21 protein-coding genes are annotated in these 23,936 nt (G+C 70.3%); 17 read left to right on the forward strand and 4 right to left on the reverse strand.

All coding sequences use genetic code 11. The features are described 5' to 3' along the window. The first annotated feature begins 133 nt into the window (after positions 1 to 133). The 5 genes from VGJ14_04715 to VGJ14_04735 all read left to right on the forward strand — a co-directional run bounded on the left by VGJ14_04715 (position 134) and on the right by VGJ14_04735 (position 4,923). Positions 134 to 1,813 carry a nitrite/sulfite reductase gene (locus VGJ14_04715; protein ID HEY2831704.1) on the forward strand — a complete coding sequence of 560 codons (1,680 nt, stop codon included), beginning with the start codon at positions 134 to 136 and terminating at the stop codon, positions 1,811 to 1,813. Between the two features lie 136 nt (positions 1,814 to 1,949). Beyond that, on the forward strand, positions 1,950 to 2,699 hold the full coding sequence (locus VGJ14_04720) for a phosphoadenylyl-sulfate reductase (protein HEY2831705.1): 750 nt from the start codon (positions 1,950 to 1,952) through the stop codon (positions 2,697 to 2,699). Next, complete coding sequence (gene cysC, locus VGJ14_04725) at positions 2,699 to 3,238, forward strand: adenylyl-sulfate kinase (GenBank protein ID HEY2831706.1); 540 nt, start codon at positions 2,699 to 2,701, stop codon at positions 3,236 to 3,238. The genes VGJ14_04720 and cysC overlap by 1 nt, the downstream gene beginning before the upstream one ends. Continuing rightward, positions 3,235 to 3,990 (forward strand): CbiX/SirB N-terminal domain-containing protein, encoded by a 756-nt coding sequence (locus tag VGJ14_04730; protein HEY2831707.1) that lies wholly within the window; start codon positions 3,235 to 3,237, stop codon positions 3,988 to 3,990. Before cysC ends, VGJ14_04730 begins: the two co-directional genes overlap by 4 nt. 42 nt (positions 3,991 to 4,032) lie before the next feature. Beyond that, the gene (locus tag VGJ14_04735) at positions 4,033 to 4,923 is read left to right on the forward strand and encodes a hypothetical protein (GenBank protein ID HEY2831708.1); all 891 of its coding nucleotides are present in this window, start codon (positions 4,033 to 4,035) and stop codon (positions 4,921 to 4,923) included. On the opposite strand, the gene VGJ14_04740 is transcribed toward VGJ14_04735, so the two are convergent. After that, positions 4,893 to 5,546, reverse strand: a complete 654-nt coding sequence (locus tag VGJ14_04740; protein HEY2831709.1) for a hypothetical protein — start codon at positions 5,544 to 5,546, stop codon at positions 4,893 to 4,895. The two genes, VGJ14_04735 and VGJ14_04740, sit on opposite strands and share 31 nt — an antisense overlap. A 63-nt stretch (positions 5,547 to 5,609) precedes the next feature. On the opposite strand from VGJ14_04740, the gene glgX reads away from it, so the two are divergent. Together glgX and treY are read left to right on the forward strand one after the other, a co-directional pair. Further along, positions 5,610 to 7,784 (forward strand): glycogen debranching protein GlgX, encoded by a 2,175-nt coding sequence (gene glgX, locus VGJ14_04745; GenBank protein ID HEY2831710.1) that lies wholly within the window; start codon positions 5,610 to 5,612, stop codon positions 7,782 to 7,784. After that, positions 7,778 to 10,180: a malto-oligosyltrehalose synthase gene (gene treY, locus VGJ14_04750; protein ID HEY2831711.1), complete on the forward strand. Its 2,403-nt coding sequence runs from the start codon at positions 7,778 to 7,780 to the stop codon at positions 10,178 to 10,180. Before glgX ends, treY begins: the two co-directional genes overlap by 7 nt. Here the strand turns inward: treY and VGJ14_04755 are convergent. Further along, positions 10,177 to 11,475 carry a S8 family serine peptidase gene (locus VGJ14_04755; GenBank protein ID HEY2831712.1) on the reverse strand — a complete coding sequence of 433 codons (1,299 nt, stop codon included), beginning with the start codon at positions 11,473 to 11,475 and terminating at the stop codon, positions 10,177 to 10,179. The genes treY and VGJ14_04755 overlap by 4 nt on opposite strands. An 82-nt stretch (positions 11,476 to 11,557) precedes the next feature. Here VGJ14_04755 and treZ point away from each other — a divergent pair, with 82 nt between their 5' ends. Both treZ and VGJ14_04765 read left to right on the forward strand, forming a co-directional pair. Then, positions 11,558 to 13,297, forward strand: coding sequence for a malto-oligosyltrehalose trehalohydrolase (gene treZ / locus VGJ14_04760; GenBank protein HEY2831713.1), 1,740 nt, complete (start codon positions 11,558 to 11,560; stop codon positions 13,295 to 13,297). Then, entirely contained in the window at positions 13,298 to 14,044 is a 747-nt protein-coding gene (locus VGJ14_04765; GenBank protein ID HEY2831714.1) for a dihydrofolate reductase family protein, read from the forward strand. Between the two features lie 38 nt (positions 14,045 to 14,082). On the opposite strand, the gene VGJ14_04770 is transcribed toward VGJ14_04765, so the two are convergent. Continuing rightward, a complete protein-coding gene (locus VGJ14_04770) occupies positions 14,083 to 15,153 on the reverse strand; it encodes an ATP-dependent DNA ligase (GenBank protein HEY2831715.1) in 1,071 nt (356 codons plus the stop codon). A 163-nt stretch (positions 15,154 to 15,316) separates the two neighbouring features. On the opposite strand from VGJ14_04770, the gene VGJ14_04775 reads away from it, so the two are divergent. Both VGJ14_04775 and VGJ14_04780 read left to right on the forward strand, forming a co-directional pair. Continuing rightward, a complete protein-coding gene (locus VGJ14_04775) occupies positions 15,317 to 17,428 on the forward strand; it encodes a S8 family serine peptidase (protein HEY2831716.1) in 2,112 nt (703 codons plus the stop codon). 421 nt (positions 17,429 to 17,849) lie between these two features. After that, a complete protein-coding gene (locus VGJ14_04780; GenBank protein ID HEY2831717.1) occupies positions 17,850 to 18,164 on the forward strand; it encodes a hypothetical protein in 315 nt (104 codons plus the stop codon). 15 nt (positions 18,165 to 18,179) lie between these two features. Here VGJ14_04780 and VGJ14_04785 read toward each other — a convergent pair whose 3' ends face one another. Next, positions 18,180 to 19,229, reverse strand: a complete 1,050-nt coding sequence (locus VGJ14_04785) for a DNA polymerase domain-containing protein (protein HEY2831718.1) — start codon at positions 19,227 to 19,229, stop codon at positions 18,180 to 18,182. 72 nt (positions 19,230 to 19,301) lie between these two features. Here VGJ14_04785 and msrB point away from each other — a divergent pair, with 72 nt between their 5' ends. The 6 genes from msrB to VGJ14_04815 all read left to right on the forward strand — a co-directional run bounded on the left by msrB (position 19,302) and on the right by VGJ14_04815 (position 23,935). Continuing rightward, positions 19,302 to 19,709 carry a peptide-methionine (R)-S-oxide reductase MsrB gene (msrB, locus tag VGJ14_04790; protein HEY2831719.1) on the forward strand — a complete coding sequence of 136 codons (408 nt, stop codon included), beginning with the start codon at positions 19,302 to 19,304 and terminating at the stop codon, positions 19,707 to 19,709. A 264-nt stretch (positions 19,710 to 19,973) separates the two neighbouring features. Further along, positions 19,974 to 20,099, forward strand: a complete 126-nt coding sequence (locus VGJ14_04795; GenBank protein HEY2831720.1) for a hypothetical protein — start codon at positions 19,974 to 19,976, stop codon at positions 20,097 to 20,099. Further along, positions 20,096 to 21,442 (forward strand): MSMEG_0569 family flavin-dependent oxidoreductase, encoded by a 1,347-nt coding sequence (locus tag VGJ14_04800; GenBank protein ID HEY2831721.1) that lies wholly within the window; start codon positions 20,096 to 20,098, stop codon positions 21,440 to 21,442. Before VGJ14_04795 ends, VGJ14_04800 begins: the two co-directional genes overlap by 4 nt. A gap of 1 nt (position 21,443) precedes the next feature. After that, on the forward strand, positions 21,444 to 22,289 hold the full coding sequence (locus tag VGJ14_04805) for an amidohydrolase family protein (protein HEY2831722.1): 846 nt from the start codon (positions 21,444 to 21,446) through the stop codon (positions 22,287 to 22,289). 40 nt (positions 22,290 to 22,329) lie between these two features. After that, entirely contained in the window at positions 22,330 to 22,839 is a 510-nt protein-coding gene (locus VGJ14_04810; GenBank protein HEY2831723.1) for an MSMEG_0572/Sll0783 family nitrogen starvation response protein, read from the forward strand. A 13-nt stretch (positions 22,840 to 22,852) separates the two neighbouring features. After that, positions 22,853 to 23,935 (forward strand): MSMEG_0568 family radical SAM protein, encoded by a 1,083-nt coding sequence (locus tag VGJ14_04815; GenBank protein ID HEY2831724.1) that lies wholly within the window; start codon positions 22,853 to 22,855, stop codon positions 23,933 to 23,935. The last annotated feature ends 1 nt before the right edge of the window (position 23,936 follow it).

A 23,936-nucleotide genomic window follows, 5' to 3' on the forward strand; every position in this document is an offset into this window, starting at 1 on the left:
CGGGTCTCGACGATGTCGTGTCGCGGCTGCTGACCGCTCCCGCCCCCAGTCGTTCGCGGGTGCCCGGTCGCGGCCGCTCGCGTTCTTGACGCCTGCTCGGTCGCGCGGCGCCCTCCCTTTTCTGTGAGGAACCATGGCGACCACCGCTGCCGCACCCGCTCGCGCCGCCAAGCACAAGGGGCAGGGCCAGTGGGCGTTGAACCACCGTGAGCCGCTCAACGCCAACGAGCAGGTGAAGAAGGACGACGACCCGCTGAACGTGCGGGCACGGATCATCGACCGGTACGCCCACACCGGGTTCTCCTCGATCGACGGTGCCGACCTGCGCGGCCGATTCCGCTGGATGGGCCTGTACACCCAGCGCAAGCCCGGCATCGACGGCGGCAAGACCGCGATCCTCGAGCCGAACGAGCTCGACGACGAGTACTTCATGATGCGCATCCGGCTCGACGGCGGGCAGCTGTCCGGCGAGCAACTGCGCGCCATCGCCGAGGTCTCCGCCGCGTACGCCCGGGACACCTGCGATGTGACGGACCGCCAGAACTTCCAACTGCACTGGGTGCGCATCGAGGACGTGCCGGCCATCTGGGCGCGCCTGGAAGCGGTCGGGCTGACCACCATGGAGGCCTGCGGTGACTGCCCCCGGGTGATCCTGGGCAGCCCGGTGGCCGGCATCGCCGCGGACGAGATCATCGACGGCACCCCGGCGCTGGAGGAGATCACCCGCCGCTGGATCGGCTCACCGGAGTTCTCCAATTTGCCGCGCAAGTTCAAGTCGGCGATCTCCGGCTCACCGAAGATGGACGTCGCACACGAGATCAACGACGTGTCCTTCGTCGGGGTGGTGCACCCCGAGCACGGCCCGGGCTTCGACCTGTGGGTCGGCGGCGGGCTGTCCACCAACCCGATGCTGGCCCAACGGGTCGGCGCGTGGGTGCCGCTGGACGAGGTGCCCGAGGTGTGGGCCGGGGTGATCTCGGTGTTCCGCGACTACGGCTACCGCCGGCTGCGCAACCGGGCCCGGCTGAAGTTCCTGGTCGCCGACTGGGGAATCGAGAAGTTCCGCGAGGTGCTCCAGACCGAGTACCTGCACCGGGCGCTGATCGACGGCCCCGCCCCGGTCGAGCCGCCCGCGGGGTTCCGGGACCACATCGGCGTACACCCGCAGCGGGACGGCAACTTCTACGTGGGCTTCGCCCCGCTGGTCGGCCGCATCTCCGGCACGCTGCTGAACAAGGTCGCCGACCTGGCCGAGGAGCACGGCAGCGGCCGGATGCGTACCACCGCCGAGCAGAAGCTGCTCATCCTCGACGTGCCCGCCGCGCAGACCGAATCGCTGGTGGCCGCGCTGGAGTCGCTGGACCTGCAGGTGCGCCCGACCCCGTTCCGTCGCCAGACCATGGCCTGCACCGGCATCGAGTTCTGCAAGCTGGCCATCGTGGACACCAAGAACCGGTCCATCCGGCTGATTGCGGAGATGGAACGGCGGCTGCCGGGCTTCGACGTGCCGCTCACCGTGAACATGAACGGCTGTCCGAACGCGTGCGCCCGTTTCCAGGTCGCCGACATCGGCCTGAAGGGCATGCTGGTGAACGACGCGACCGGCAACAGCGTCGAGGGTTACCAGGTGCACCTGGGCGGCAGCCTCGGCATCGCGGCGGGCTTCGGTCGCAAGGTGCGCGGGCTGAAGGTGACCTCCGCCGACCTCGAGGACTACATCGAGCGGGTGCTGCGCCGGTTCCTGGCGCAGCGTCAGGGCGAGGAGACCTTCGCCGCCTGGACCGGGCGCGCCGACGAGGCCGATCTGTCATGACCGAAAGGGCTGCACCTTTTCACTGCCCCTACTGCGCGGAAGAGGATTTGCGGCCACTGGAGCAGCACGGACAGTGGCTGTGCGGAAGTTGTCGGCGTGCGTTCGCGTTGCGGTTTCTCGGAATGGAGGTGTCGGTATGACGGCGATCGTCGAACTCGGTCGGGCATCCGGCGCGCCGAGGCGCAAGCGGGACACCCACCTGGCCGAGGGCACCGAGGCACTGGCGGTGCGCGCGGGCCGTGAATTGGAGGACGCCTCGGCGCTGGAGATTCTCTCCTGGGCCGCGGATACCTTCGGTGATCGGCTGGCGGTGACCTCGTCGATGGCCGACGCGGTGGTCGCGCACCTGGCATCGAGGGTGAAGCCCGGAATTGACGTGCTGTTCCTGGACACCGGCTACCACTTCGCGGAGACCATCGGCACCCGCGACGCGGTGTCCGCGGTCTACGACGTCAACGTCATCAACGTGACCCCGACGCTCTCGGTCGCCGGTCAGGACGTGGCGTTCGGCAAGGACCTGTTCGGCCGCGATCCGGACCGCTGCTGCGCGTTGCGCAAGGTGGCCCCGTTGAACGCGGCGATGCGCGACTACGACGCGTGGATCACCGGGCTGCGCCGCGACGAGACCCCGTCGCGGGCGGACACCCCGGTGGTGTCCTGGGATGCCGGCCGCGGCAAGGTGAAGGTCTGCCCGATTGCCAGGTGGACCCAGACCGACGTGGATGCCTACGTGGCCGAACACAACATCCTGCTCAACCCGCTGCTGTTGGACGGCTACGACTCGATCGGCTGCCGGCCCTGCACCCGGCGCACCGTCACCGGGGAGGACGCCCGGTCCGGCCGTTGGGCGGGCAGCGGCAAGACCGAATGCGGGCTGCACAGCTGATGGGCCGTCAGGGGGTGACGATCTGGCTGACCGGCCTGCCCAGCGCCGGTAAGTCGACGATCGCGGGGGCGCTGGCCGAGCGGTTGCGCGCGACCGGCCGACAGGTGCACATCCTGGACGGTGACGAACTGCGCACCGAGCTGACCGCGGACCTCGGGTTCTCCAAGGAGGACCGGATCACCAACGTGCGCCGCATCGGCTTCGTCGCCGCAACGCTGTCCCGCAACGGCGTCACCACGTTGGTGCCGGTGATCGCGCCCTACGCCGAGGCCCGCGATCACGTGCGCGCTCGGCACGAGGCGACCGGCACCCCGTACGTCGAGGTGCACATCGCCACGCCGGTCGAGGAGTGCGCGGCCCGCGACGTGAAGGGCCTGTACGCCAAGCAGCGCGCCGGGGAACTCGTCGGGCTGACCGGTGTGGACGACCCGTACGAGGTCCCCGTCGCCCCCGACCTACGGCTGGACACCGCCGGGCGCAGCCTGGACGAGACCGTGGCGGCTGTGCTCGCCGCGCTGGCCGAACGAGGGTTGGCGTGAGTCCGCCCGCGCTGCTGCTGATCGCGCACGGCAGCGGCGACCCGCGGCACGCGGCGACCATGACCACACTCACGCGCCGGCTGCGCCGGGTGCTGCCCGAGGTGCCCGTGGGCATCGGGTACCTGGACCATCACGGTCCCGACGTGGCCGACGCCGCCCGGGCGCTAAAAGAGGCCTCACTCGCTGACGCTCGCGGGGGGGGCCGCCGGGTGCGGGCCGTCCCGATGCTGCTGAGCGATGCCTTCCACCACAAGGTCGACATCCCAGCCGCGGTGGCCAAGGCCCGCGCCGAGGGCATGCTGATCGACACGACGGAGGCCCTCGGGCCCGATCCGCGCCTGCTGGCCGCGGTCGCCGAACGGCTGCGTGCGGTCGGTGCCCGACCGGGGCCGGGCACCGGGCTGGTGTTGGCCTACGCGGGCACCACCGATGCCGCGGCGGCGGGGGCCGTCCGGCGGCTGGCTGCGTGGTGGCAGCGCCGTAGCGGGACCGAGGTGCGGGTCGCGCACGCGGCGACCACCGGGCCCGGTATGACCGAGGTGGTCGCGGAGTTGCGCGCGGCGGGCGCCGGTCGGGTCGACGTCGCGCCGTGGTTCCTGGCGCCGGGTCGGCTGCTGGACCGGGTGCAGATTACGGCCCGTGCGGCCGGTGCGGACAGCGTCGCCGCGCCGCTGGGCGACGCCCGAGCCGTGGTCGAGGCCGTGCTGCGCCGCTACGCCACCCTCGTCGTCGAGGCCCGGCCCGCCGCCTGAAACTCCCGGGAATGCCCCCCACCGGTCGGGTAGGGGGTTCGTATGATCCAAAACTCCGCCCTGACCCGGCGTCGTCTGCTCGCCCTGTTCAGCGCGACGGCGGGCTCCGCGCTGCTGTCCGCCTGCGGTGGCGGCAGCAGCAACGGCGCCACCGACAAGAGTCCGATGGTGGTCACCCACACCTCGTCGCTGCCGGTCTCGCAAAACGTGCCGGCCGGTCCCGCCCCGACCGCCACTCCCAGCGGGGGCCCACAGCCGCCCGGCATGAACCCACTGGAGCAAGCCGACCAATCGGCCAGCCCGGTACCCGCGGGGACCATGCCGGAAGAACCAGCGGGCCCGTACCCGGCGGACGGCAGCAACGGCCCCAACGCGCTGACGCTGAGCGGCATCGACCGCAAGGACATCACCACCAGTCTGGCGCCCGGCAGCAAGCAGGCCGATGGCGTACCAATGACGGTGCGGCTCACGCTCACCAACCAGGAACACGGTGGGGCGCCCTACGAGGGCGCCGCGGTCTACCTGTGGCAGTGCGACCGCGACGGCAACTACTCGATGTACGGGCAGGCGCTGTCCGACGAGAACTACCTGCGCGGGGTGCAGGTTGCCTACCAAGACGGTGTCGTCGAGTTCACCTCGATCTTCCCGGGCGCCGAGGTGGGCCGCTGGCCGCACCTGAACCTGCGGATATTCCTGGACCTGCAGCACGCCGGCGACGGCGGCGAACCCCTGCGGACCACGCAGCTCGCGCTGCCGGAAGTGGCCTGCAAGGAGGTCTACGCCTCGCCGGGCTACGAGCAGAGCAACGATCGACTGGGACAGGTCAGCCTGGACACCGACCCGGTCTTCTCCGACGGGCACTCCCTGCAGCTGGCCGACGCCACCGGCTCGGTGAGCGACGGCTACACCGTGGAACTGTCCGTTCCGGTCTGAGGCGAGCCGGCGATTGCCGCGCCGGGGTGCAGGACGGGCTGATAGCCACCGGCCAACACCGCCACCGTCGCCCGCGGGGTGAGCACGGTCAACGACTCCCCCGCCAGGTAGTCGCGCGTCGCCCCGTACCCGCCGGGCGACCAGGCCCGCAGCCGATCGCCGTCCACCAGCCAAAACGTGCCGTCGATGGCCACCATCGCCCCGGTGGGCAGCGCCCCGGAATCGTCCAGATACGTCCGGCGCACCCCGCGGCCGGCCCACCGGTCTGCGTGCAGCCGGGCATCGATGCCGCGCACCCCCGGCTCGTCGTCCGGATACGCCGCGGCGAAGGCCGCCTTATACACGCGGTAGTCCCGGTTGCGGCACTCCCCGCACGGGCGGTGCCCCGCGGCCAGCCCGGTCGCCTCGTCCAGGAAGTACAACTCGGTCAACCGCCGCGGCTGCCACTGCTCCCGGCGCCGCCCCCGGAACGACAGCACGCAGATCAGCCACATCCGCCCGGCGGAGTAGCGCACCAGCTCCCGGGCATCGTTCAGCAGACAGCCACGGTTACCCCAGAAAAGGCCACGGTCCGGCACCGCGATGAGGTCACCGGCCGGGGTAACCCGGTTGGTCCTGGCCATCGACACCTCCCGAGCCCGGGCGCCGCCCGGGATGAGGGGGCGCAGGCTGGGTAGCGCTGCGCCATGCGACAGGATGACGCCTCGGCGGCCGAAGCACCGGCCGGCCGCACGGGGCAACGAGGGGCCACCGACCACCAGGAGGCCGCGATCACCGTCTGGCCGGGCACGCCGTACCCGCTGGGCGCCACCTACGACGGCGCGGGCACCAACTTCGCCCTGTTCTCCGAGGTAGCCGAGCGCGTGGAGCTGTGTCTGCTGGACGTCCGCGGCCGGGAAACCCGGGTGGTGCTGCCCGAGGTGGACGCCTTCGTGCACCACGCATACCTGCCGGGCGTCGAGCCGGGCCAGCGTTATGGCTACCGGGTGCACGGGCCCTACGACCCGGCGCACGGTCACCGCTGTAACCGCAACAAACTCCTGGTCGATCCGTACGCGAAAGCGGTCGATGGCCAGATCAGCTGGAATGAGGCGCTGTACAGCTATCGGTTCAACGCGCAGAACCGCCGCAATGACCAGAACAGCGCCCGCTACACGATGCACTCGGTGGTCGCGAACCCGTACTTCGACTGGGGCGATGACCGCCACCCGCACATCCCCTACCACCGCACGGTGATCTACGAGGCGCACGTACGCGGGCTGACCATCAACCACCCGGACATCCCGAAGAACATCCGCGGCACCTACGCCGGTCTCGCCCACCCGGTGATGATCGAGCATCTGCAGAGCTTGGGGGTGACCGCGGTCGAGCTGATGCCGGTACACCAGTTCGTGCACGACCATCCGCTGGCCGATCGGGGGCTGCGCAATTACTGGGGATACAACTCCATCGCCTACTTCGCCCCGCACAACGGCTACGCCTCGCAGGCCCACGGCGGCCGACAGGTGCAGGAGTTCCGCGCCATGGTCAAGGCGCTGCACCGGGCGGGCATCGAGGTGATCCTGGACGTGGTCTACAACCACACCGCGGAGGGCAACCACCTCGGCCCGACGTTGAGCTTCCGCGGCATCGACAACGCGGCGTACTACCGCCTCGGCGACGACCTGCGCTACTACTACGACACCACCGGCACCGGCAACACGCTGGCCATGCATCACCCGCACGTGCTGCAGCTGATCATGGACTCGCTGCGCTACTGGGTGCTGGAGATGCACGTCGACGGTTTCCGCTTCGACCTCGCGGCCACGTTGGCCCGGCAGTTCCACGAGGTGGACCGACTCTCCGCGTTCTTCGACCTGGTGCACCAGGACCCGGTGGTGTCCCAGGTGAAGTTGATCGCCGAGCCCTGGGACGTCGGCGAGGGCGGCTACCAGGTGGGCAACTTCCCGCCGTTGTGGACGGAGTGGAACGGCAAGTACCGGGACACCGTGCGCGACTTCTGGCGCAGCGAACCGGACTCGCTGCCCGAGTTCGCGTCCCGGTTGACCGGGTCCTCCGACCTCTATCAGGACGACGGCCGCCGCCCGCACGCCTCGATCAACTTCGTCACCGCGCACGACGGTTTCACGATCCGGGACCTGGTCTCCTACAACGACAAGCACAACGAGGCCAACGGCGAGGAGAACCGGGACGGGGAGAGCCACAACCGTTCCTGGAACTGCGGGGCGGAGGGCGAGACTTCCGACGCCGAGGTGCTCGCCCGTCGGGCCCGCCAGCAACGCAACTTCCTCGCCACCCTGTTCCTCTCCCAGGGCGTGCCGATGTTGCTGCACGGCGACGAACTCGGCCGCACGCAACGTGGCAATAACAACGCCTACTGCCAGGACAACGACATCTCCTGGGTGGACTGGTCGGCGGTGGACGCCGATCTGCTGGCGTTCACCCGCGCCTGCGGCAAGCTGCGGGCGGCGCATCCGCTGCTGCGCCGCCGTCGGTTCTTCTCCGGCGCCCCGGTGCACGGGTCGCTGCCGGACATCGCCTGGTTCACCCCGGCGGCCGCCCCGATGAGCGAGCAGGACTGGTCGGCGGGGTTCAACAAGTCGGTGGCGGTGTTCCTCAACGGCGCGGCGATCACCGAACCGAACATCCGCGGCGAGCGCATCGTCGACGACTCGTTCTACCTGCTGCTGAACGGACATGAGGGCCCGTTGGACTTCGTGCTGCCCGCCGAGGAGTACGGTCGGAATTGGGCGGTGGTATTGGACACCGCGAAACCGGAGGTGACCGGCCGGGCGACGTTGGCCGCAAGCGAGAAGGTGGGCATGCTCGACCGGTCGTTGCTGGTGCTGCGCCGGTGCTGACCATCCCAACCATCCCAACTGCCACCTACCGCCTGCAACTGACCGCAGAGTTCGGCTTCGCCGACGCCGGCGCGGTGCTCGATTACCTGGCCGCACTGGGCATCAGCCACCTGTACCTGTCCCCGGTGCTGGCGGCGGTACCCGGCTCCACGCATGGATACGACGTGGTCGACCACGACACGTTGTCCACCGAACTCGGCGGTGCCGAGGCGTTCCACGCGTTGGCCAAGGCGGCACGCGAGCGCGGCCTGGGCATCGTGGTGGACATCGTGCCCAATCACATGGCGGTGCCCACTCCGGAATCGCTTAACGCGCCACTGTGGTCGGTGCTGCGCGACGGCCCGGCCTCGCCGTATGCCAACTGGTTCGACGTGGACTGGACGGTGCCCGACCGGGCCATGCTGATGCCGTTCCTCGGTCGGCGCATCGGCGAGTGCCTGGACGCCGGGGACATCGTGCTGGACACCGCCGGGGACGAGCCGGTGGTGCGCTACTTCGACCACGTCGTGCCGGTGCGACCGGGCACCGAACACCTACCGTTGGAGCAGCTGCTCGACCGCCAGTGGTACCGCCTGGCCTACTGGCGGGTGGCCGACGAGGAACTGAACTATCGACGCTTCTTCGACATCGACACCCTGGCCGCGCTGCGGGTGGAGAACGCCGATGTGTTCGCCCAGTCGCACTACCTGATCGGCGCCCTGGTCCGCGAGGGCCACATCGCCGGGCTGCGGGTGGACCACCCGGACGGGCTGGCCGACCCGGTGGAATACCTGACGCGACTTCAGAACCTCACCGGGGGCTGCTGGGTGGTGGTGGAGAAGATCCTCACCGGAGCCGAACTGCTGCCCGACGATTGGCCGTGCGCGGGCACCACCGGCTACGACGCGTTGCGCCGGGTCGGTGGGCTGTTCGTGGACCCCGACGGCTTCGCGGAACTGGTCGAGTTGAACTCCCAATTCACCGGCGAGGACATCGAATTCACCGGCGTGGCCGCGGCGGCGAAGTGGCAGATCGTCACCACCAGCCTGTGGGCCGAGGTGGTCCGCCTGGGCGGGCTGGCCGCGGAGATCTGCCACGACAACCTGCGGTTGCGCGACCACACCCGCCGCGGTCTGGAGGAGGCGATCACCGAACTGTTGATCGGCTGCGAGGTGTACCGCACCTACGTGGTGCCCGGCCACCCCGCGCCGGACGGGGCGGTCGCCGTCCTCGACTCCGCCGCCGCGGTGGCGAAGTCCCGGCTGCCCGAGGAGCGTCACGACACCGTCGACCTGATCCGCGAGTTCGCGTTGTACGCCCCGCCGGGTGACCGGCGTCGGCACGAGTTCGTGGTGCGTTTCCAACAGACCTCCGGCCCGGTGATGGCCAAGGGCGTGGAGGACACCGCGTTCTACAGATGGTTCCCGCTCAGCTCGGCCAATGAGGTCGGCGGGGAACCCGACTCCCCCGTGGTGGACCCGGCGACGTTCCACTCCTACGCCGCTGCCATGTGCCGCTCCTGGCCGGCGGCGATGACCACGCTGTCCACCCACGACACCAAGCGCGGGGAGGACGTGCGGGCCCGACTGGCGGTGCTCGCCGAGCTACCCGAATCCTGGGCGCGCGCGGTCGAGGGTTGGCAGCGCGCCGCAGCGGGGTATCACAGCGCCGCCGGGCCGGACCCGGCCACCGAGTACCTGATTTGGCAGACTCTGGTCGGGGCCTGGCCGTTGGCCGCGGACCGGCTGGTGGAGTACCTGCACAAAGCGACCCGCGAGGCGAAGCTGCACACCTCGTGGACCGCGCCGGACATCGCATACGACGAGGCGGTAGAGCGGTTCGCCCGGGCCGTGCTGGACAATGCCCGACTGGTCGCCGACATCACGGAGTTCGTCGAGGAACTCGGGCCGGCCGCTCGCGTGGTGACGCTGAGTCAGAAGCTGGTGCAGCTCACCATGCCGGGGGTGCCGGACGTCTACCAGGGCACCGAGTTCGCCACGTTCACCCTGGTCGATCCGGACAACCGCCACCCGGTGGACTTCGCCGCCCGCCGGGCGCGGTTGGCCGCGCTGGACGAGGGCGAATCGCCGCGTGATCTCCACGACGAGAAACTGCTGGTCACCTCGCGGGCGCTGGCGGTGCGCAAGGACCACCCGGAGGCCTTCGCGGGCGACTACCGGGAACTGTCCGCAACGTCGCAGCACGCCTTCGGCTTCGTGCGCGGCACTGACGTGATCTCCGTGGTCACCCGACTGCCCCGCGGCCTGTTCGGGGCCGGCGGCTGGCGCGAGCACACCGTGGATCTGCCGTCCGGGGCGTGGCTGGACGTACTGACCAACCGTCAGTACGCCAGCGGCCCACACGCCGCTGCGAAACTCTTCGACCCGTATCCGGTGGCGCTGCTCGTGCGCGCCTAAAAGTCGACGACGTTCAGCAGTCGGATCGGCACGTCGTCCGGGTCGGTGGACATGTCGTAATCCCCCGTGGCGTCCTCGCGCAACGCCTCGCGCACCTGCGTCGGGGTGGCGCCGGGGTTCCCCGACCGGTACAGCGCTGCCGCCCCGGCCACGTAACCCGCGGCCTGCGAGGTGCCGGTGAGCGTCGCGTAGCCGCCGTTCAACCAGGTGGACCGGATGCACACGCCGGGCGCGAGGATGTCCACCACCGAGCCGTAGTTGGAGAAGGTGGCGAACTCGTCGTCCCCGCCCCCGTTGCATGCCGAGGGGGTGTCGGCCAGCCCGCCGGGTTTGCCGTCGTAGTCGGCGATGGCGCCCACGGTGATCACCTCTGGGTAGGAGGCGGGGCTGTAGCTCGAGGCGTCTGCGGCGTTGTTGCCCGCGGCCACGGTGTAGGTGACGCCGGCGGCGACGGAGGTGCAGATGGCCTGGTGCAACCCACCGTCCAGGCAATTGCCGTCGCCGGGGTCGATGCCGATCAGGCTCATGTTGGCCACGTCGATGGTCCCCGCGTGCGCGGTGACCCAGTCGATGCCGCAGGTCAGCGTGGCCAGGCTGCCGTCCCCGTTGGCGTCGAGCACCCGCACCGCCCAGACCCGGGCGCCGGGTGCCACCCCGACCACGCCGAAGTCGTTGTCCCGGGCGGCGGCGATGCCCGCGATGTGCGTGCCGTGCCCGCGTTCGTCGTCCCAGGACGTGGTGCCCGGCACGCAATCGGTGCCGCCGGCCACGTTCAGGTCGGGATGACCCGCCTCGATGCCGGTGTCCAGCACAGCGATGTCCGCGTCCACGCTGCCGTGCCCGTCGCCGGCCCTGGCCGAACTCTCCGGCGCATGCACCCGGGACACCCCGGTGGGGATCGATTGGCCGCTCGGCGCGGACACGCCCGGCGTGGGCCAGTCGCTGGTCTCCCGCACCACCCGGTCCTGCTCCACGCTGCGCACCCGCGGGTCGGCGGCCACCCGCCGGGCGAGGTCCGCGCTCATCCGGCCGGTGTACCCGCGCAGCGCCGCGTGCAGCACCTGCTGCACGTGCACCCCCCACCGGGCGTGCTGGGCGGCCACCCGATCGGGGTCACCGGAACGCAGCGTGACGATCCAGGAATTCGGAATGACCGCACCGGTGGCCATGCCGGCCAGGTGCATCTCGCCGTCCCGGGCCGCCACACCGTGCGCGGCCGGCGCCGCGCAGCACGCGGCGACGATCGCCGCCAGCGCGATGCCCGCCGCCCGGCGTCGCCCTCCCCCGAACTGCATCGAGCCAGTGTGGCCCGGGCCGGCGGTAGTGCCGTGCACGACACCGGGTTTGGACGGGGCCGAAATCTGTCACTGTCCCTGTGTGGAGCCATACGCGGTGTGGGCGCCGGACGCGTCGAACGTGGAATTGTTGCTGGGCGGGGCCCGAACGGGGGGGCGGCGGGATGCCGACGGCTGGTGGCGGACCGCACAGCAGCCGATGGCCGGGCAGGACTACGGCTGGCTGGTGGACGGTGAGGGGCCGTTCCCGGACCCGCGCTCGGCGTGGCAACCCAACGGGGTGCACGAATTGTCCCGGTGCTACGACCACGACGCGTTCGGGTGGACCGACGCGGCCTGGCGGGGTCGGGCCCTGCCCGGCGCGGTGACCTACGAGCTGCATATCGGCACCTTCACCCCGGCCGGCACCTTCGACGCCGCCATCGAGCGACTGGATCACCTCGTCGAACTCGGCGTGGACCTGGTCGAGGTGATGCCGGTGGCGGCCTTCCCCGGCGTGCACGGCTGGGGATACGACGGCGTCGCGCTGTTCGCCGTCCATCAGCCCTACGGCGGCCCGAACGGCTTCAAGCGCTTCGTGGACGCCTGCCACGCGCGTGGCCTGGGCGTGCTGCTGGACGTGGTGCACAACCACCTCGGGCCGTCCGGCAACTACCTGCCACGCTTCGGCCCCTACTTCACCGACAGCCATCACACGCCGTGGGGATCGGCGGTGAACCTGGACGACGCCGGGTCCGATGAGGTCCGCCGCTACCTGATCGACAACGCCTGCGGCTGGCTGCGCGACTTCCACCTGGACGGGCTGCGAATGGACGCCGTGCACGCGCTGCACGACACCCGGGCAGTGCACTATCTCGCGGAACTGTCCGAGGCGGTGGACGCGCTGGCCACCGCGGTGGGCCGGCCGCTGGCGCTGATCGCCGAGTCCGATCGCAACGACCCGTTGACGGTGACCCCGCGCGCGGCCGGCGGGCTTGGCCTGACCGCGTCCTGGGACGACGACGTGCATCACGCTCTGCACGCGTTGTTGAGCGGAGAGCGGCAGGGCTACTACGTCGACTTCGGCTCCCTGGACTGCCTGGGCCACGTGCTGACCTCGGTGTTCTGGCACGACGGTCGGTACTCGCCGTTCCGCGGTCGCGGTCACGGCGCGCCGGTGGACCGGGTGCACACGCCCGGGCATCGATACGTGGTCGCCCTGCAGAACCACGACCAGGTCGGCAACCGCGCGGTGGGCGACCGGCTGAGCGCCTCGGTGTCGCAGGGTCGGTTGCGGATCGGGGCCGCGCTGTTGCTGACCGGGCCGTTCAGCCCGCTGCTGTTCATGGGTGAGGAGTGGGCGGCGGACACGCCGTGGCAGTACTTCACCGATCACACCGAACCGGAGTTGGCCGCCGCGGTACGCGACGGGCGACGCCAGGAGTTCGCGGGGCACGGCTGGAGCGCCGAGCAGGTGCCCGACCCGCAGGATCCGGCCACCGTGGCCGCCTCCCGGCTGGACTGGGCGGAGCCGGCCAAGGAGCCGCACGCCGGGATGCTGGCCTGGTACCGCGCATTGCTGACGCTGCGTCGGAAACGCCCAGAGCTGACCGACCCACGACTGGATCGGGTCGCGGTGTCCTTCGATGCCGATGCGAAGTGGTTCGTGCTGCACCGCGGCGGGTTGCGGGTGGTGGTGAACCTCGCCGAGCACCCGCAGATCGTCCCCCCGGCCGGTACGGTGCGGGCGGTGCTGTTGACTTCCTCCGAGCCCCAACCCGAGGCGTCCGCCGCGGGCCTGCGCCTGGCCGCGGAATCCGTGGCCATCGTCGAGGTGGACTGAGTGCGTCGATTAGCACCGGACGGCGGGGAGTTGGATCGCGCCGCGTTGGCCCGGGCCTACGCCTATCCCGCGGATCCGCCGCGCGGGTGGTGGCTCCGGGTCAACATGGTGGCCACCGTGGACGGCGCCGGGGTGGCCGCCAACGGGTTGACCCGGGGCATCTCCTCCGACGCCGACCGGGATCTGTTCGCGCTGATGCGGGCACTGTGCGACGTGGTCATCGTCGGGACATCCACCGCGAACAACGAACGGTACGGGCCGGTGAAGGTGCGGCAGACCGACACCGGATTACGCACCGCGGCCGGCCAGGAGCCCATCCCCCCGATTGCCCTGGTGTCCAACCGACTGGATCTCGACCCGGACGCCCCGCTGTTCCGCGCGGCCACGGCCCGCACCATGGTGTTCACCACCGCATCTGCCCCGGCCGAGCGGCGGCAGGCGCTGGCCGAGGTGGCCGAGGTGATCGTGGCCGGGGACAGCATCGTGGACCCGAAGAACGTGGTCACGGCGCTGGCCGACCGGGGCTACCGCCGCATGCTCTGCGAGGGCGGGCCGCGCTGGCTGGCGGCGCTGCTCACCGCCGGGATGCTCGACGAGCTGTGCCTGACCGTGAGCGCGACATTGCTTGGCGGGGAGGGGTCCCGCATCGTGCGCGGCGGGGTGCTCGACGCTCCGCTGGAGCTGGCCGGGCTGCTGTCCGACGGCTCCGATCTCTACCTGCGCTATCGGCGAGCTTGCGAGCGATAATCTGCACCGCCTCGTCGCCGCGCCGTCCTGACGCCGCGTCAGGGCCGACCGCGGAACACGTCGGCCAGGTCGAAGGACACGGGCTCCTCGAGCTGTTCGTAGGTGCAGCTGCGCGGGTCGCGGTCGGTTCGCCACCGCACGAACTGCGCGGTGTGCCGGAACCGGACGCCTTCCATGTGGTCGTAGCGCACCTCGACCACCAGTTCCGGACGCAACGGGATGAACGACAGGTCCTTACCCGCGGCCCACCGGCTGCCCTCGGCCTCTCGCGGGGTGCGGGCGCCCGCCTCCTGCTCGGCCCACGCCCACGGATGGCCCTCGAACTCGGTGATGTAGGACTGCATCTGGGTGAACAGCTCCTTGCGCCGCGCCAGCGGGAACGCACCGATCACCCCGACGCTGACCAGCTTGTCCTCCGCGTACAGGCCGAGCAGCAACGAGCCGATGGCGTCCGGCCCCGACTTGTGCACGCGGTAGCCGGCCACCACGCAGTCCGCGGTGCGCTCGTGCTTGATCTTGAACATGGTGCGCTTGTCCGGCTCGTAGCTGCCCGCCAGCGGCTTGGCCATCACGCCGTCCAGCCCGGCGCCCTCGAACTGGTGGAACCAGCGTTCCGCTTCCTCGACGTCGTCGGTGGTCGGCGTCAGGTGAAGTGGGGCGGGCACCCCGGCCAATGTCTCCGCCAACATGGCGCGGCGCTCCCCATACGGACGGCGCGTCAGATCCTCATCGCCCAGGGCGAGCAGGTCGAAGGCGACGAACCGCGCCGGGGTGGTCTCGGCGAGCATCTTGACCCGACTGGCGGCGGGGTGGATGCGCTGCTGCAGCGCCTCGAAGTCCAACCGCACGCCGGCCGGGTCGGGCAGCACGATCTCCCCGTCGATCACGCAGCGCTCCGGCAGCAACTCGGTGAAGGCCGCGACGAGCTCCGGAAAGTACCGGTTCATCGGCTTGGTATTGCGGCTGCCGATCTCGATGTCGGCGCCGTCGGCGAAGATCACCGCGCGGAAGCCGTCGAACTTGGGTTCGTAGCCGTAATCCCCGACCGGGATGGTCGGCACCGACTTGGCGAGCATCGGCAACACCGGGGGCATCACGGGCAGCTTCATGCGCCCATCCTGCCGCGCCGGCGAAGACGACAAAGATTCGGGATTTGGCAAGAGGTTAGGCCTGGCAATGGAAAGGTCGGGCCACACCCGGCGATCTGCACCGAATCAATCGCCCGTAGCAGACATACTGGGCGTTGCTTCGGGGAGCGGGAGGGGCACGCGCGTGCACAGAACGACGTGGAAGTTGGGCGTGGCCGGATTGGCGGCAATCACCGCGGCCGCGATGCTGCCGGGCGGACACGCCCGGGCGGTCGCCCCGCACCACGGCCCGGTCACCGACTACGTCGTGCTCTACCGCGACACCGCGCACGCCAAGGCCGCCCGTTCGGCGATCAAGGCGGCCGGCGGGACGATCGTCGAGGAGAACAAGGCGATCGGCACCGCGTTGGTGCGCACCAAGAACGTCGACTTCACCACCGCGGTGCGCCGCAGCGGCGCCGTCTTCGGCGCGGCCCACAACCGTCCCGTCGGCCACGTCGACCCGCCGACCTCCGAGCGGCAGCTCGTCGAGCGGCTGTCCCCCGCCGACCGCGCCGCGGCGTTGCGCCGCGTCGAGAGCGGTCAGCTGAAGCTGAACACCCACCGGGCCGTCGCGGCCCGGCCGAGCGTGGGCGAGCCGAAGGCGGTCAGCCCGGACCCGCTGGCCACCCGGCAGTGGGACATGGCCATGATCGGCGCCACCGCCTCCCAGTCCTACGCCGACGATCCCGGTGACCCGCGGGTCAAGGTCGGCGTGATCGACACCGGCATCGACGGCTCGCACCCGGACATCGCGCCGAACTTCGACGCCGCCGACTCGCGCAACTTCACCACCGACATGCCCGACGCCGACGGCCCGTGCGAGGTGGCGAGCTGCAAGGACCCGGTGGACGTCGACGACAACGGCCACGGCACCCATGTCGCGTCCACCATCGCCTCGCCGCTGAACGGGTTGGGCATCGCCGGAGTGGCGCCGGGCGTCACGCTGGTGAACGTCCGGGCCGGGCAGGACTCCGGGTTCTTCTTCCTGCAGCCGGTCGTCGATGCGCTGACCTACGCGGGTGACGCCGGACTGAACGTGGTCAACATGAGCTTCTTCGTCGATCCGTGGGTCTACAACTGCCCGAACAACCCGAAGGACGACACGTCAGCGCAGAACGAGCAGCGCACAGTGATCGCCGCGGTGCAGAAGGCCGTGAACTACGCGCATGACAAGGGCGTCACCACGATCGCCTCGTTGGGCAACGACGGGGTGGACCTCGGTACGGTCAAGGCGGACAGCGCCAGCCCGGACTACCCGGCGGGCAAGGCCTACCCGCGCACGCTGACCACGGACTGCCTGACAGTGCCCGCCGAATCCGACGAGGTGCTGTCCATCAGCTCGCTGGGCCCGAGCGGCCGGTTGGCGTACTACTCCAACTACGGCAGCTCACAGGCCGACTTCGCGGCCCCCGGCGGCGACGCGTTCGACACCCCGGACCACAAGGTCGACCCGACCGCGCAGATCCTCGCCGCCTACCCCGAGCACATCGGCCGGGCCAACGGCGACATCGACGCCTCCGGCAACCCGACGAGTCCGTTCGTGGTGAAGGACTGCAACGGCAACGTGTGCGGGTACTACCAGTACCTGCAGGGCACCTCGATGGCCGCTCCGCATGCCACCGGCGTGGCCGCGCTGGCGATCAGCCGATTGGGCACCCCGAACGGCGACACCATCCACATGTCCCAGCGACTGGTCGAGTACGCGATGTCCGTCGGCGCCGACCATCGCGACTGCCCGGATCCGTCCGTGTACCCGTACACCGTGGACGGGGCCGACGGGTCGAAGTCGTTCACCCACAAGTGCGAACAGCAACTGACCACCAATGGTTTCTACGGCCAGGGCGTTGTCTCCGCCTCCGGCGTGGCCGCACTGCCCAGCCTGACCGGGCTGGCCGGTCCGGCGCCGGCCCGACCGCAACGCCCGGTCCCGGCCCCTGCGCCCGCGCCGTCCGTCCCGCCGACCCCGACCCCGTCGACTCCGTCGACCCCGCCGACGGACACGCCGCCCACTGGCACGCCGCCCACTGGCACCGCGCCGACCCCGGCCGCACCCCCGATGGATACTCCGCCGACTCCCGCCGCACCCTCGACGGACACACCTCCGCCCCCGGCCGGGGACACTTCGCCGACGCCGGACAACCCGGCCGGCCCACCCGGCGACAGCCCGCCCGCGGGTGAGACGCCGCCGACGGCCGACGCCGACCCGAGCGACGGCACCGTCCCGCCACCGGGCAACCCCGCCGGCTTGCTTTAGCTGGCATATTCGAGGGTTGTGCGGCTCTAACCCGGGCAGGTTCGGAAAGAACGAATCCAACCGGGAGGAGTCAGCATATGAAGGCGCTACGGCGAGGCACCGTGGCCCCCGCAGTTTCGGCAGCAATTCTGAGCGTGGGTTTGGCCGCGTGTGGTGCCACCGACCAGGCCGGCAGCAACTTTGATCACAGCAGTCACGCCAATCACTCAAACCAGCCGAGTGTCCGGAATGATCCGGGACCGATGCCGACCACCGAACCAGCACCACCGACCCCGGTGCCATCACCGCCCAGCGTGCCACTGCCGCCGTTCCCGGCGCCGGGGCCGACCACGCCCGCGCCCGCGCCATGACCTGATCGGAGCATCCCGGGAATGATCCCGACGCCCTACGGGCAGGTTTCGGGTGACACGGAGGTGCGACCATGAAAGCGGCTCAGCGACACGGCTTGGCCCCGGCACTGGCGGCAGCAATCCTCGGTCTCTGTCTGGCCGGCTGTGGATCTCATCACGACAACGGTCCGAATCTGCACGGAGCCGGTTCGCCGCAGGACAACCCGTCACCTGCCCCGGCCATCGACTCCGGCAATCACGCCGGAACGACCACGTCTGGGACGGCCGGCCCGACCACCACCGGTAACTCGACCAGCACCCGGGCGACGCCGGGCTCCAACGGGTTCCTCCCGCAGGACTCGGGCGGCGGTCTGGGCAGCGTTCTCGGGACCACCCCACGGCCCTGACCGATCCAGGTCGGGCTATTCCTGCTTGCGCGCCCGGCTGGGTTGCACCCGGCGCGGCTCCCCGGCCATCTTCGGGTACTCCGGCGGGTAGGGCATGTCCTCCAGCCCGCGCTGCTCGTCGCGCTCGTACCACTCCAGCAGTGGCGCCAGATCGTGCTCGACATTGTCAATCGCGGCATGGACGTCACCGAGTTCGGCGAACCGCGCGGGCACAGTGCGCACGGTGAACTGCCCGGGCGTCACATCGGGCAGCTCATCCCAGTGCAGTGGCGTGGACACCGTGGCGGTCGGGGTCGGGCGAATGCTGTACGCACTGGCGATCGTCCTGTCTCTGGCGTTCTGGTTGTAGTCCACGAACACCGTCTCGCCGCGTTCTTCCTTCCACCACTTGGTCGTCACCCGACCCGGCAAGCGCCGTTCCAGCTCGCGGCCGAAGGCGATGGCCGCGTGTCGCATGTCGGTGAATGTCCAACGCGGCGCGATGCGGACGTAGATGTGCACCCCGCGCCCACCGGACGTCTTCGGGAAGCCGACCCAGCCCAGTTCGTCGAGCACCGTGCGGGCGCAGGCCGCGACTTCGACGGCGTCGGTGAAATCGGTGCCCGGTTGCGGGTCGAGGTCGATGCGCAACTCGTCGGGGTGGTCGACGTCGAAGCGGCGCACCGGCCACGGGTGGTGGGTGATGGTGCCGAGGTTGGCGGTGTAGGCGATGGTCGCCAGTTCGGTCGGGCAGATCTCGTCCGCGGTCCGTCCGGACGGGAAGGCAATCTCCGCGGTGACGACCCACTCCGGAGCACCCTTGGGGACCCGCTTCTGGTAGAACGCATCCGCCCCGCGAGGGTCGGCGCGGGTGGCCTTCTTCGCACCCTCGAACACCCCGCCCGGCCATCGTTCCAGGGTGGTGGGTCGATCCTGCAGCGCGCGCAGGATGCCGTCTCCCACCGAGAGGTAGTACTCGACCATCTCCCGCTTGGTGATACCCACCTCGGGGAAGTAGATCTTCTCCGGGTTCGACACCCGCACCAGCCGGGGCCCGACCTCGAGTTCGATGTGCTCGGTTGCCATGAATCGAGCATGTCATCCGCCCGTAAGCGGCCCGCTGGGCATTACTGAGGACCTCGGTGAGTTAATACGGTCATGGAAACCTCTTACCCCGTGCAGAAGACCGAGGACGAGTGGCGCGAGCAGCTCAGTCCGGAGGAGTACCACGTGCTCCGCGAGGCCGGCACCGAGCGGCCCTGGTCCGGGGAGTACGTGGACACCGATACCGTCGGCGTTTACAGCTGTCGCGCCTGCGGCGCCGAGCTGTTCCGCTCGGAGACCAAGTTCGACGCCCATTGCGGCTGGCCGTCGTTCTACGACCCGGCCGACTCCCACGCCCTTGAACAACGGACCGACAACGCCCACGGGATGCTGCGCATCGAGGTGCTCTGCCGCAAGTGCGGCAGCCACCTCGGCCACGCGTTCAACGACGCGCCCGAATATCCCACCGGGCGTCGCTACTGCATCAACTCGCTGTCCATCCGGCACGAGCCGAAGGACTGACCACGGGCTGGGTGCGCGTCAACCGGCGCGTACCCGGTTCGTCGGGCTGATCGACACAACGTCGGCACGCCGTCGGGCAGGACCGGAGCCGCGTCATTCCGCGGCGCCGTTGCGGAAAGTCACCGGCATCCCGGCCGATAGCCCGCTGGTGCTTGGCTCCGATGGGCGAGTCGCAACGCGGGCGACATGATTGTGCGCCTTCTGGAACATGCTCTCATTCCGGATTCAACCGATCGGGAATGAGCGGCCGATCTACTCACCGTCATGCCCGAGACCGTCATCCACACCGTCTGGGCCGATGGAACGGCTCTGCGACGCTACTCCCCCTCCCTGGTTGTTGAGGAGTTCCTCGACTCCGGCCAGGCGCACACCGGGGCGACGACCGAATGAGCGGCCCGCTTGACGGCCTGCACTGGTCGGTCGCGATCATCGGCGGCGGCCAGGCCGGCCTGGCCATGAGCGCCTGCCTGACCGAGCGCGGCATCGATCACGTGGTGCTGGAGAAGCACCGCATCGCGCACGAGTGGCGCTCGCGGCGCTGGGACAGCTTCTGCCTGGTCACCCCGAACTGGCAGTGCCTGCTGCCCGGGTTCTCTTACCAGGGAGCCGATCCGGACGGTTTCATGCTCCGCGACGAGATCGTCGCCTACCTGGAGTCCTACGCCGAGAAGCTCGGCGTGCCGCTGTGCGAGGGCGTCGAGGCGAACCGCCTGCGCCGGCAAGACCACGGATTCGAACTACGCACCACGGCGGGCACGCTGACGGCGGGTCAGGTCGTGTTGGCCACGGGGCCCTACCAGGTGCCGCGCACCCCGCGGGTCGTCGAGCGTTTGCCCGAGCACGTCGTCTCCGTTCACTCCTCCGGCTATCGCAACCCCGAGTCCCTGCCGCCGGGCGCGGTGCTGGTGGTCGGCACCGGCCAGTCCGGCTGCCAGATCGCCGAGGACCTGCACCTGGCCGGTCGCGAGGTCCACCTGGCCACCGGCAGCGCGCCGCGGGTGGCCCGCCGCTACCGCGGCCGCGACGTGGTGGCCTGGCTGGAGGACATGGGCTACTACCGCAAGACCATCGAGGACTTCGAGGACGCCGACGCGGTCCGCTTCCGGGTCAACCACTACGTGACCGGCCGCGACGGCGGCCGCGACATCGACCTGCGCGCCTTCGCCCGCGACGGCATGCGGCTCTACGGCCGACTGCTCGGCATCAGCAACGGTTACGTCAGCTTCGGCACCGACCTGGCGGCCAACCTCGACCACGCCGACGCGGTCAGCGAATCCATCAAGGACTCAGTCGACGCCTACATCGCCGCCGCCGGCATCAACGCCCCGACCGAGGCCCGGTACACCCCGGTGTGGGAACCCACCGAGGTCGACACCCGACTGGACCTGTCTACGATCGGCACGGTCGTGTGGAGCACCGGGTTCGGTCGCGATCACCGCTGGATCGAGGTGCCCGTCTTCGACGGCCGCGGCTACCCGACCCAGACCCGCGGCGTCACCGCCTGCCCCGGCCTGTACTTCCTCGGCCTGCCCTGGCAGTGGACGTGGGGGTCCGGCCGGTTCTGCGGGGTGGGCGCGGACGCCGAGCACCTGGCCGCTCGTATCGAGGAACTGCACCGCGGCGGCCACGGCGCGGAGGTGCGCTGGCTGACCGGCGCACCGGTCGAGGCCGGAGCGCGCTTCGTGGACAGCGCCCGCGACGAGGACTGGGTCGCCCCGCGGACGGTGGCCTGACATGACCTCCGCCATCGGCGCGCCCTGGCACGGGCTGCGCGACGCACACCGCCACCTCGGCGTGCTGCCCGCCTTCCCGTTCTACGGTGGGCCGCCCGTCAACCCGGACACCACGGCGCGGGCCACCGTCGCCGAACTGCTCGCCGACCTCGACACCGAGGGCGTGGAGCGCGCGCTGGTCATCCCCAACTACGGGGTGCCGGTCCCCGAGTTGTCGTTCTCGTTCAACGAATTGGTCGTCGAGGCCGCCGCCAAGGACGACCGGGTGCGCGCGGCGCTGTGGGTCTCACCCAAAGCGACGGACGCCGCACTCACCGCGGGCGCGCTGGCGCTGGCCGACGAACCGGGCGTGCGGGCGCTGAAGATCAGCTTCCTGCTGGGCGGGGGCGCCGACGACGAGGACACCCGGCCGGGGCTGGACACCATCTTCGCCGCGGCTCGCGAGCACGGCCTGGTGGTGCACGTGCACACCTCGCCGGGGGCGGCCTCAGACATCGACAAGGTCGGCCTGTTGGTGGAGCGCTACGCCGACGACGTGGACCTGCACCTGGTGCACTTCGGCGGGGGGATGAGCGGGCACATCAAGCTGATCGGCTCGCGCTTCTTCGACTGGATCGCCGCCGGGAAGCGCGTCTACACCGACCTGTCCTGGGCGATCGGCTTCGCGCCGCGCTGGCTGGCCGCCGAGATCGACCGCCGCGGGATCGGCGCCGACCGGGTGCTGTTCGCCAGCGACCAACCCTGGGGCGATCTGCCCGGCGAGTACGCCCGCATGCGCGCCGCGGTCGCCGACGGCGAACTCGCCACCGCTGTGTTCCGCGACAACTTCGACCGTCTGTATGTCTGAACCTCCATCAGATCCGAATCCGAGCGAGAGAGGTACCCCCATGACCCTGACCGACACCGAAAAGATCAGCCTCGACGAGATCCCGCACCCGTCACTGCAAGAGGGCTCCAGCATTTATGGCAGCACCAAGGTGTTCCCCGACTACCAGGCGGAGAACGGCGAGACCTACTTCACCCTGGTGCACGGCATCGCGCACGAGTCCTCGGTGAGCTTCGTCGCGATCCTGCAGGCCACCCGCGCGCAGCGGAAGGGCTTTGAATCGGCCATCTATTTCTACGGCCCCGGCTCGTTGAACTGCCTGGCCACCCGCGGCTTCCCCACCACCGGCAATTCCGCCTTCCCCGGTGAGCACAACATCAACGACTCCTTGAAGACCTTCATCTCGGAGGGCGGCAAGGTCTACTGCTGCCGGTTCGGCCTGTCGTTGCACGGGGCGCGGGAGGAGGACCTGCTCGAGGGCGTCATCCCGACGCACCCGCTCGACGTGCAGGACGCGCTCATTCATTACGCCCGCAAGGGCGCGATCATCAATTCCACCTACATGTTCTGACGGGGATTCAGTCGTGAGCGTTGGCACCGCCGATACCGTGAACACCCGAGTGCGCCTGGCGGTTCTCGGGGTGGACGTCGATGTCCCCGTCACCCGCGCCAAGGGCGCCGGCCCGAGCGACGACGGGCACGTCACCATCGACGGTGCCAACGCCGCGCTCCCCCGCAACCCCGACTCGCCGTTCGTGGTCCGCGACGGCCGGGTGCTGGAACGCACCGGCCGCAGCCTGCTCGACACGGGGTTGCGCCTGGAGCCCGTGCGCAGGCCGAAGTTCTACGACCTGGCTACCGCGGACGGCATCCCGTACCACCAGATCGCCCTGCTGCACGGCCGCGACGTGCTCGCCACCACCGTGGTACAGACGTGCATCCGCTATGCGGAGGACCAGCGTTGCCGGTTCTGCGCCATCGAGGAATCGCTGAAGGCCGGCAGCACCGTCGCCGCCAAGACCCCGGCGCAACTGGCCGAGGTGGCCAAGGCCGCGGTACGGCTGGACGGCATCCGACAGATGGTGATGACCACCGGCACCACCACCGGTCCCGACCGCGGCGCCCGCAATCTGGTGCGGTGCGTGCGGGCGGTGCTGAACGCCGTGCCGGGCCTGCCGATCCAGGTGCAGATCGAACCGCCCGGCGACCTCGCCGTACTCACCGACCTGCACCGGGCCGGCGCCACCTCGATCGGCATCCACGTCGAGTCGCTCGACGAGAACGCGCGACTGCGTTGGATGCCCGGCAAGGGTTCGGTCCCGATGGCCGAGTACGAGGCCGCGTGGGACGAAGCGGTGCGGGTCTTCGGCCGCAACCGGGTCTCCACCTACCTGCTGGTCGGGCTGGGTGAGGACCCCGACGAACTGATCACGGGCGCCGCTGGGCTGATCGACCGCGGGGTTTACCCGTTCGTGGTGCCGATGCGGCCGATGGTCGGCACGCTGGCCCACGCCGACGGAGCCCGGCCGGCCCCTGCTGAGGTCGTGCACCGGGTGACCACCGAGGTCGCTCGCCTGTTGCGCGCCGCAGGCATGACCGGCGCCGAGCAGGGCGCCGGGTGCGCGGCCTGTGGCGCGTGCTCCGCACTGTCCGCCGCGGGAGGCTGAG

The organism is Sporichthyaceae bacterium (genome assembly GCA_036493475.1).
Taxonomy (GTDB): domain Bacteria; phylum Actinomycetota; class Actinomycetes; order Sporichthyales; family Sporichthyaceae; genus DASQPJ01.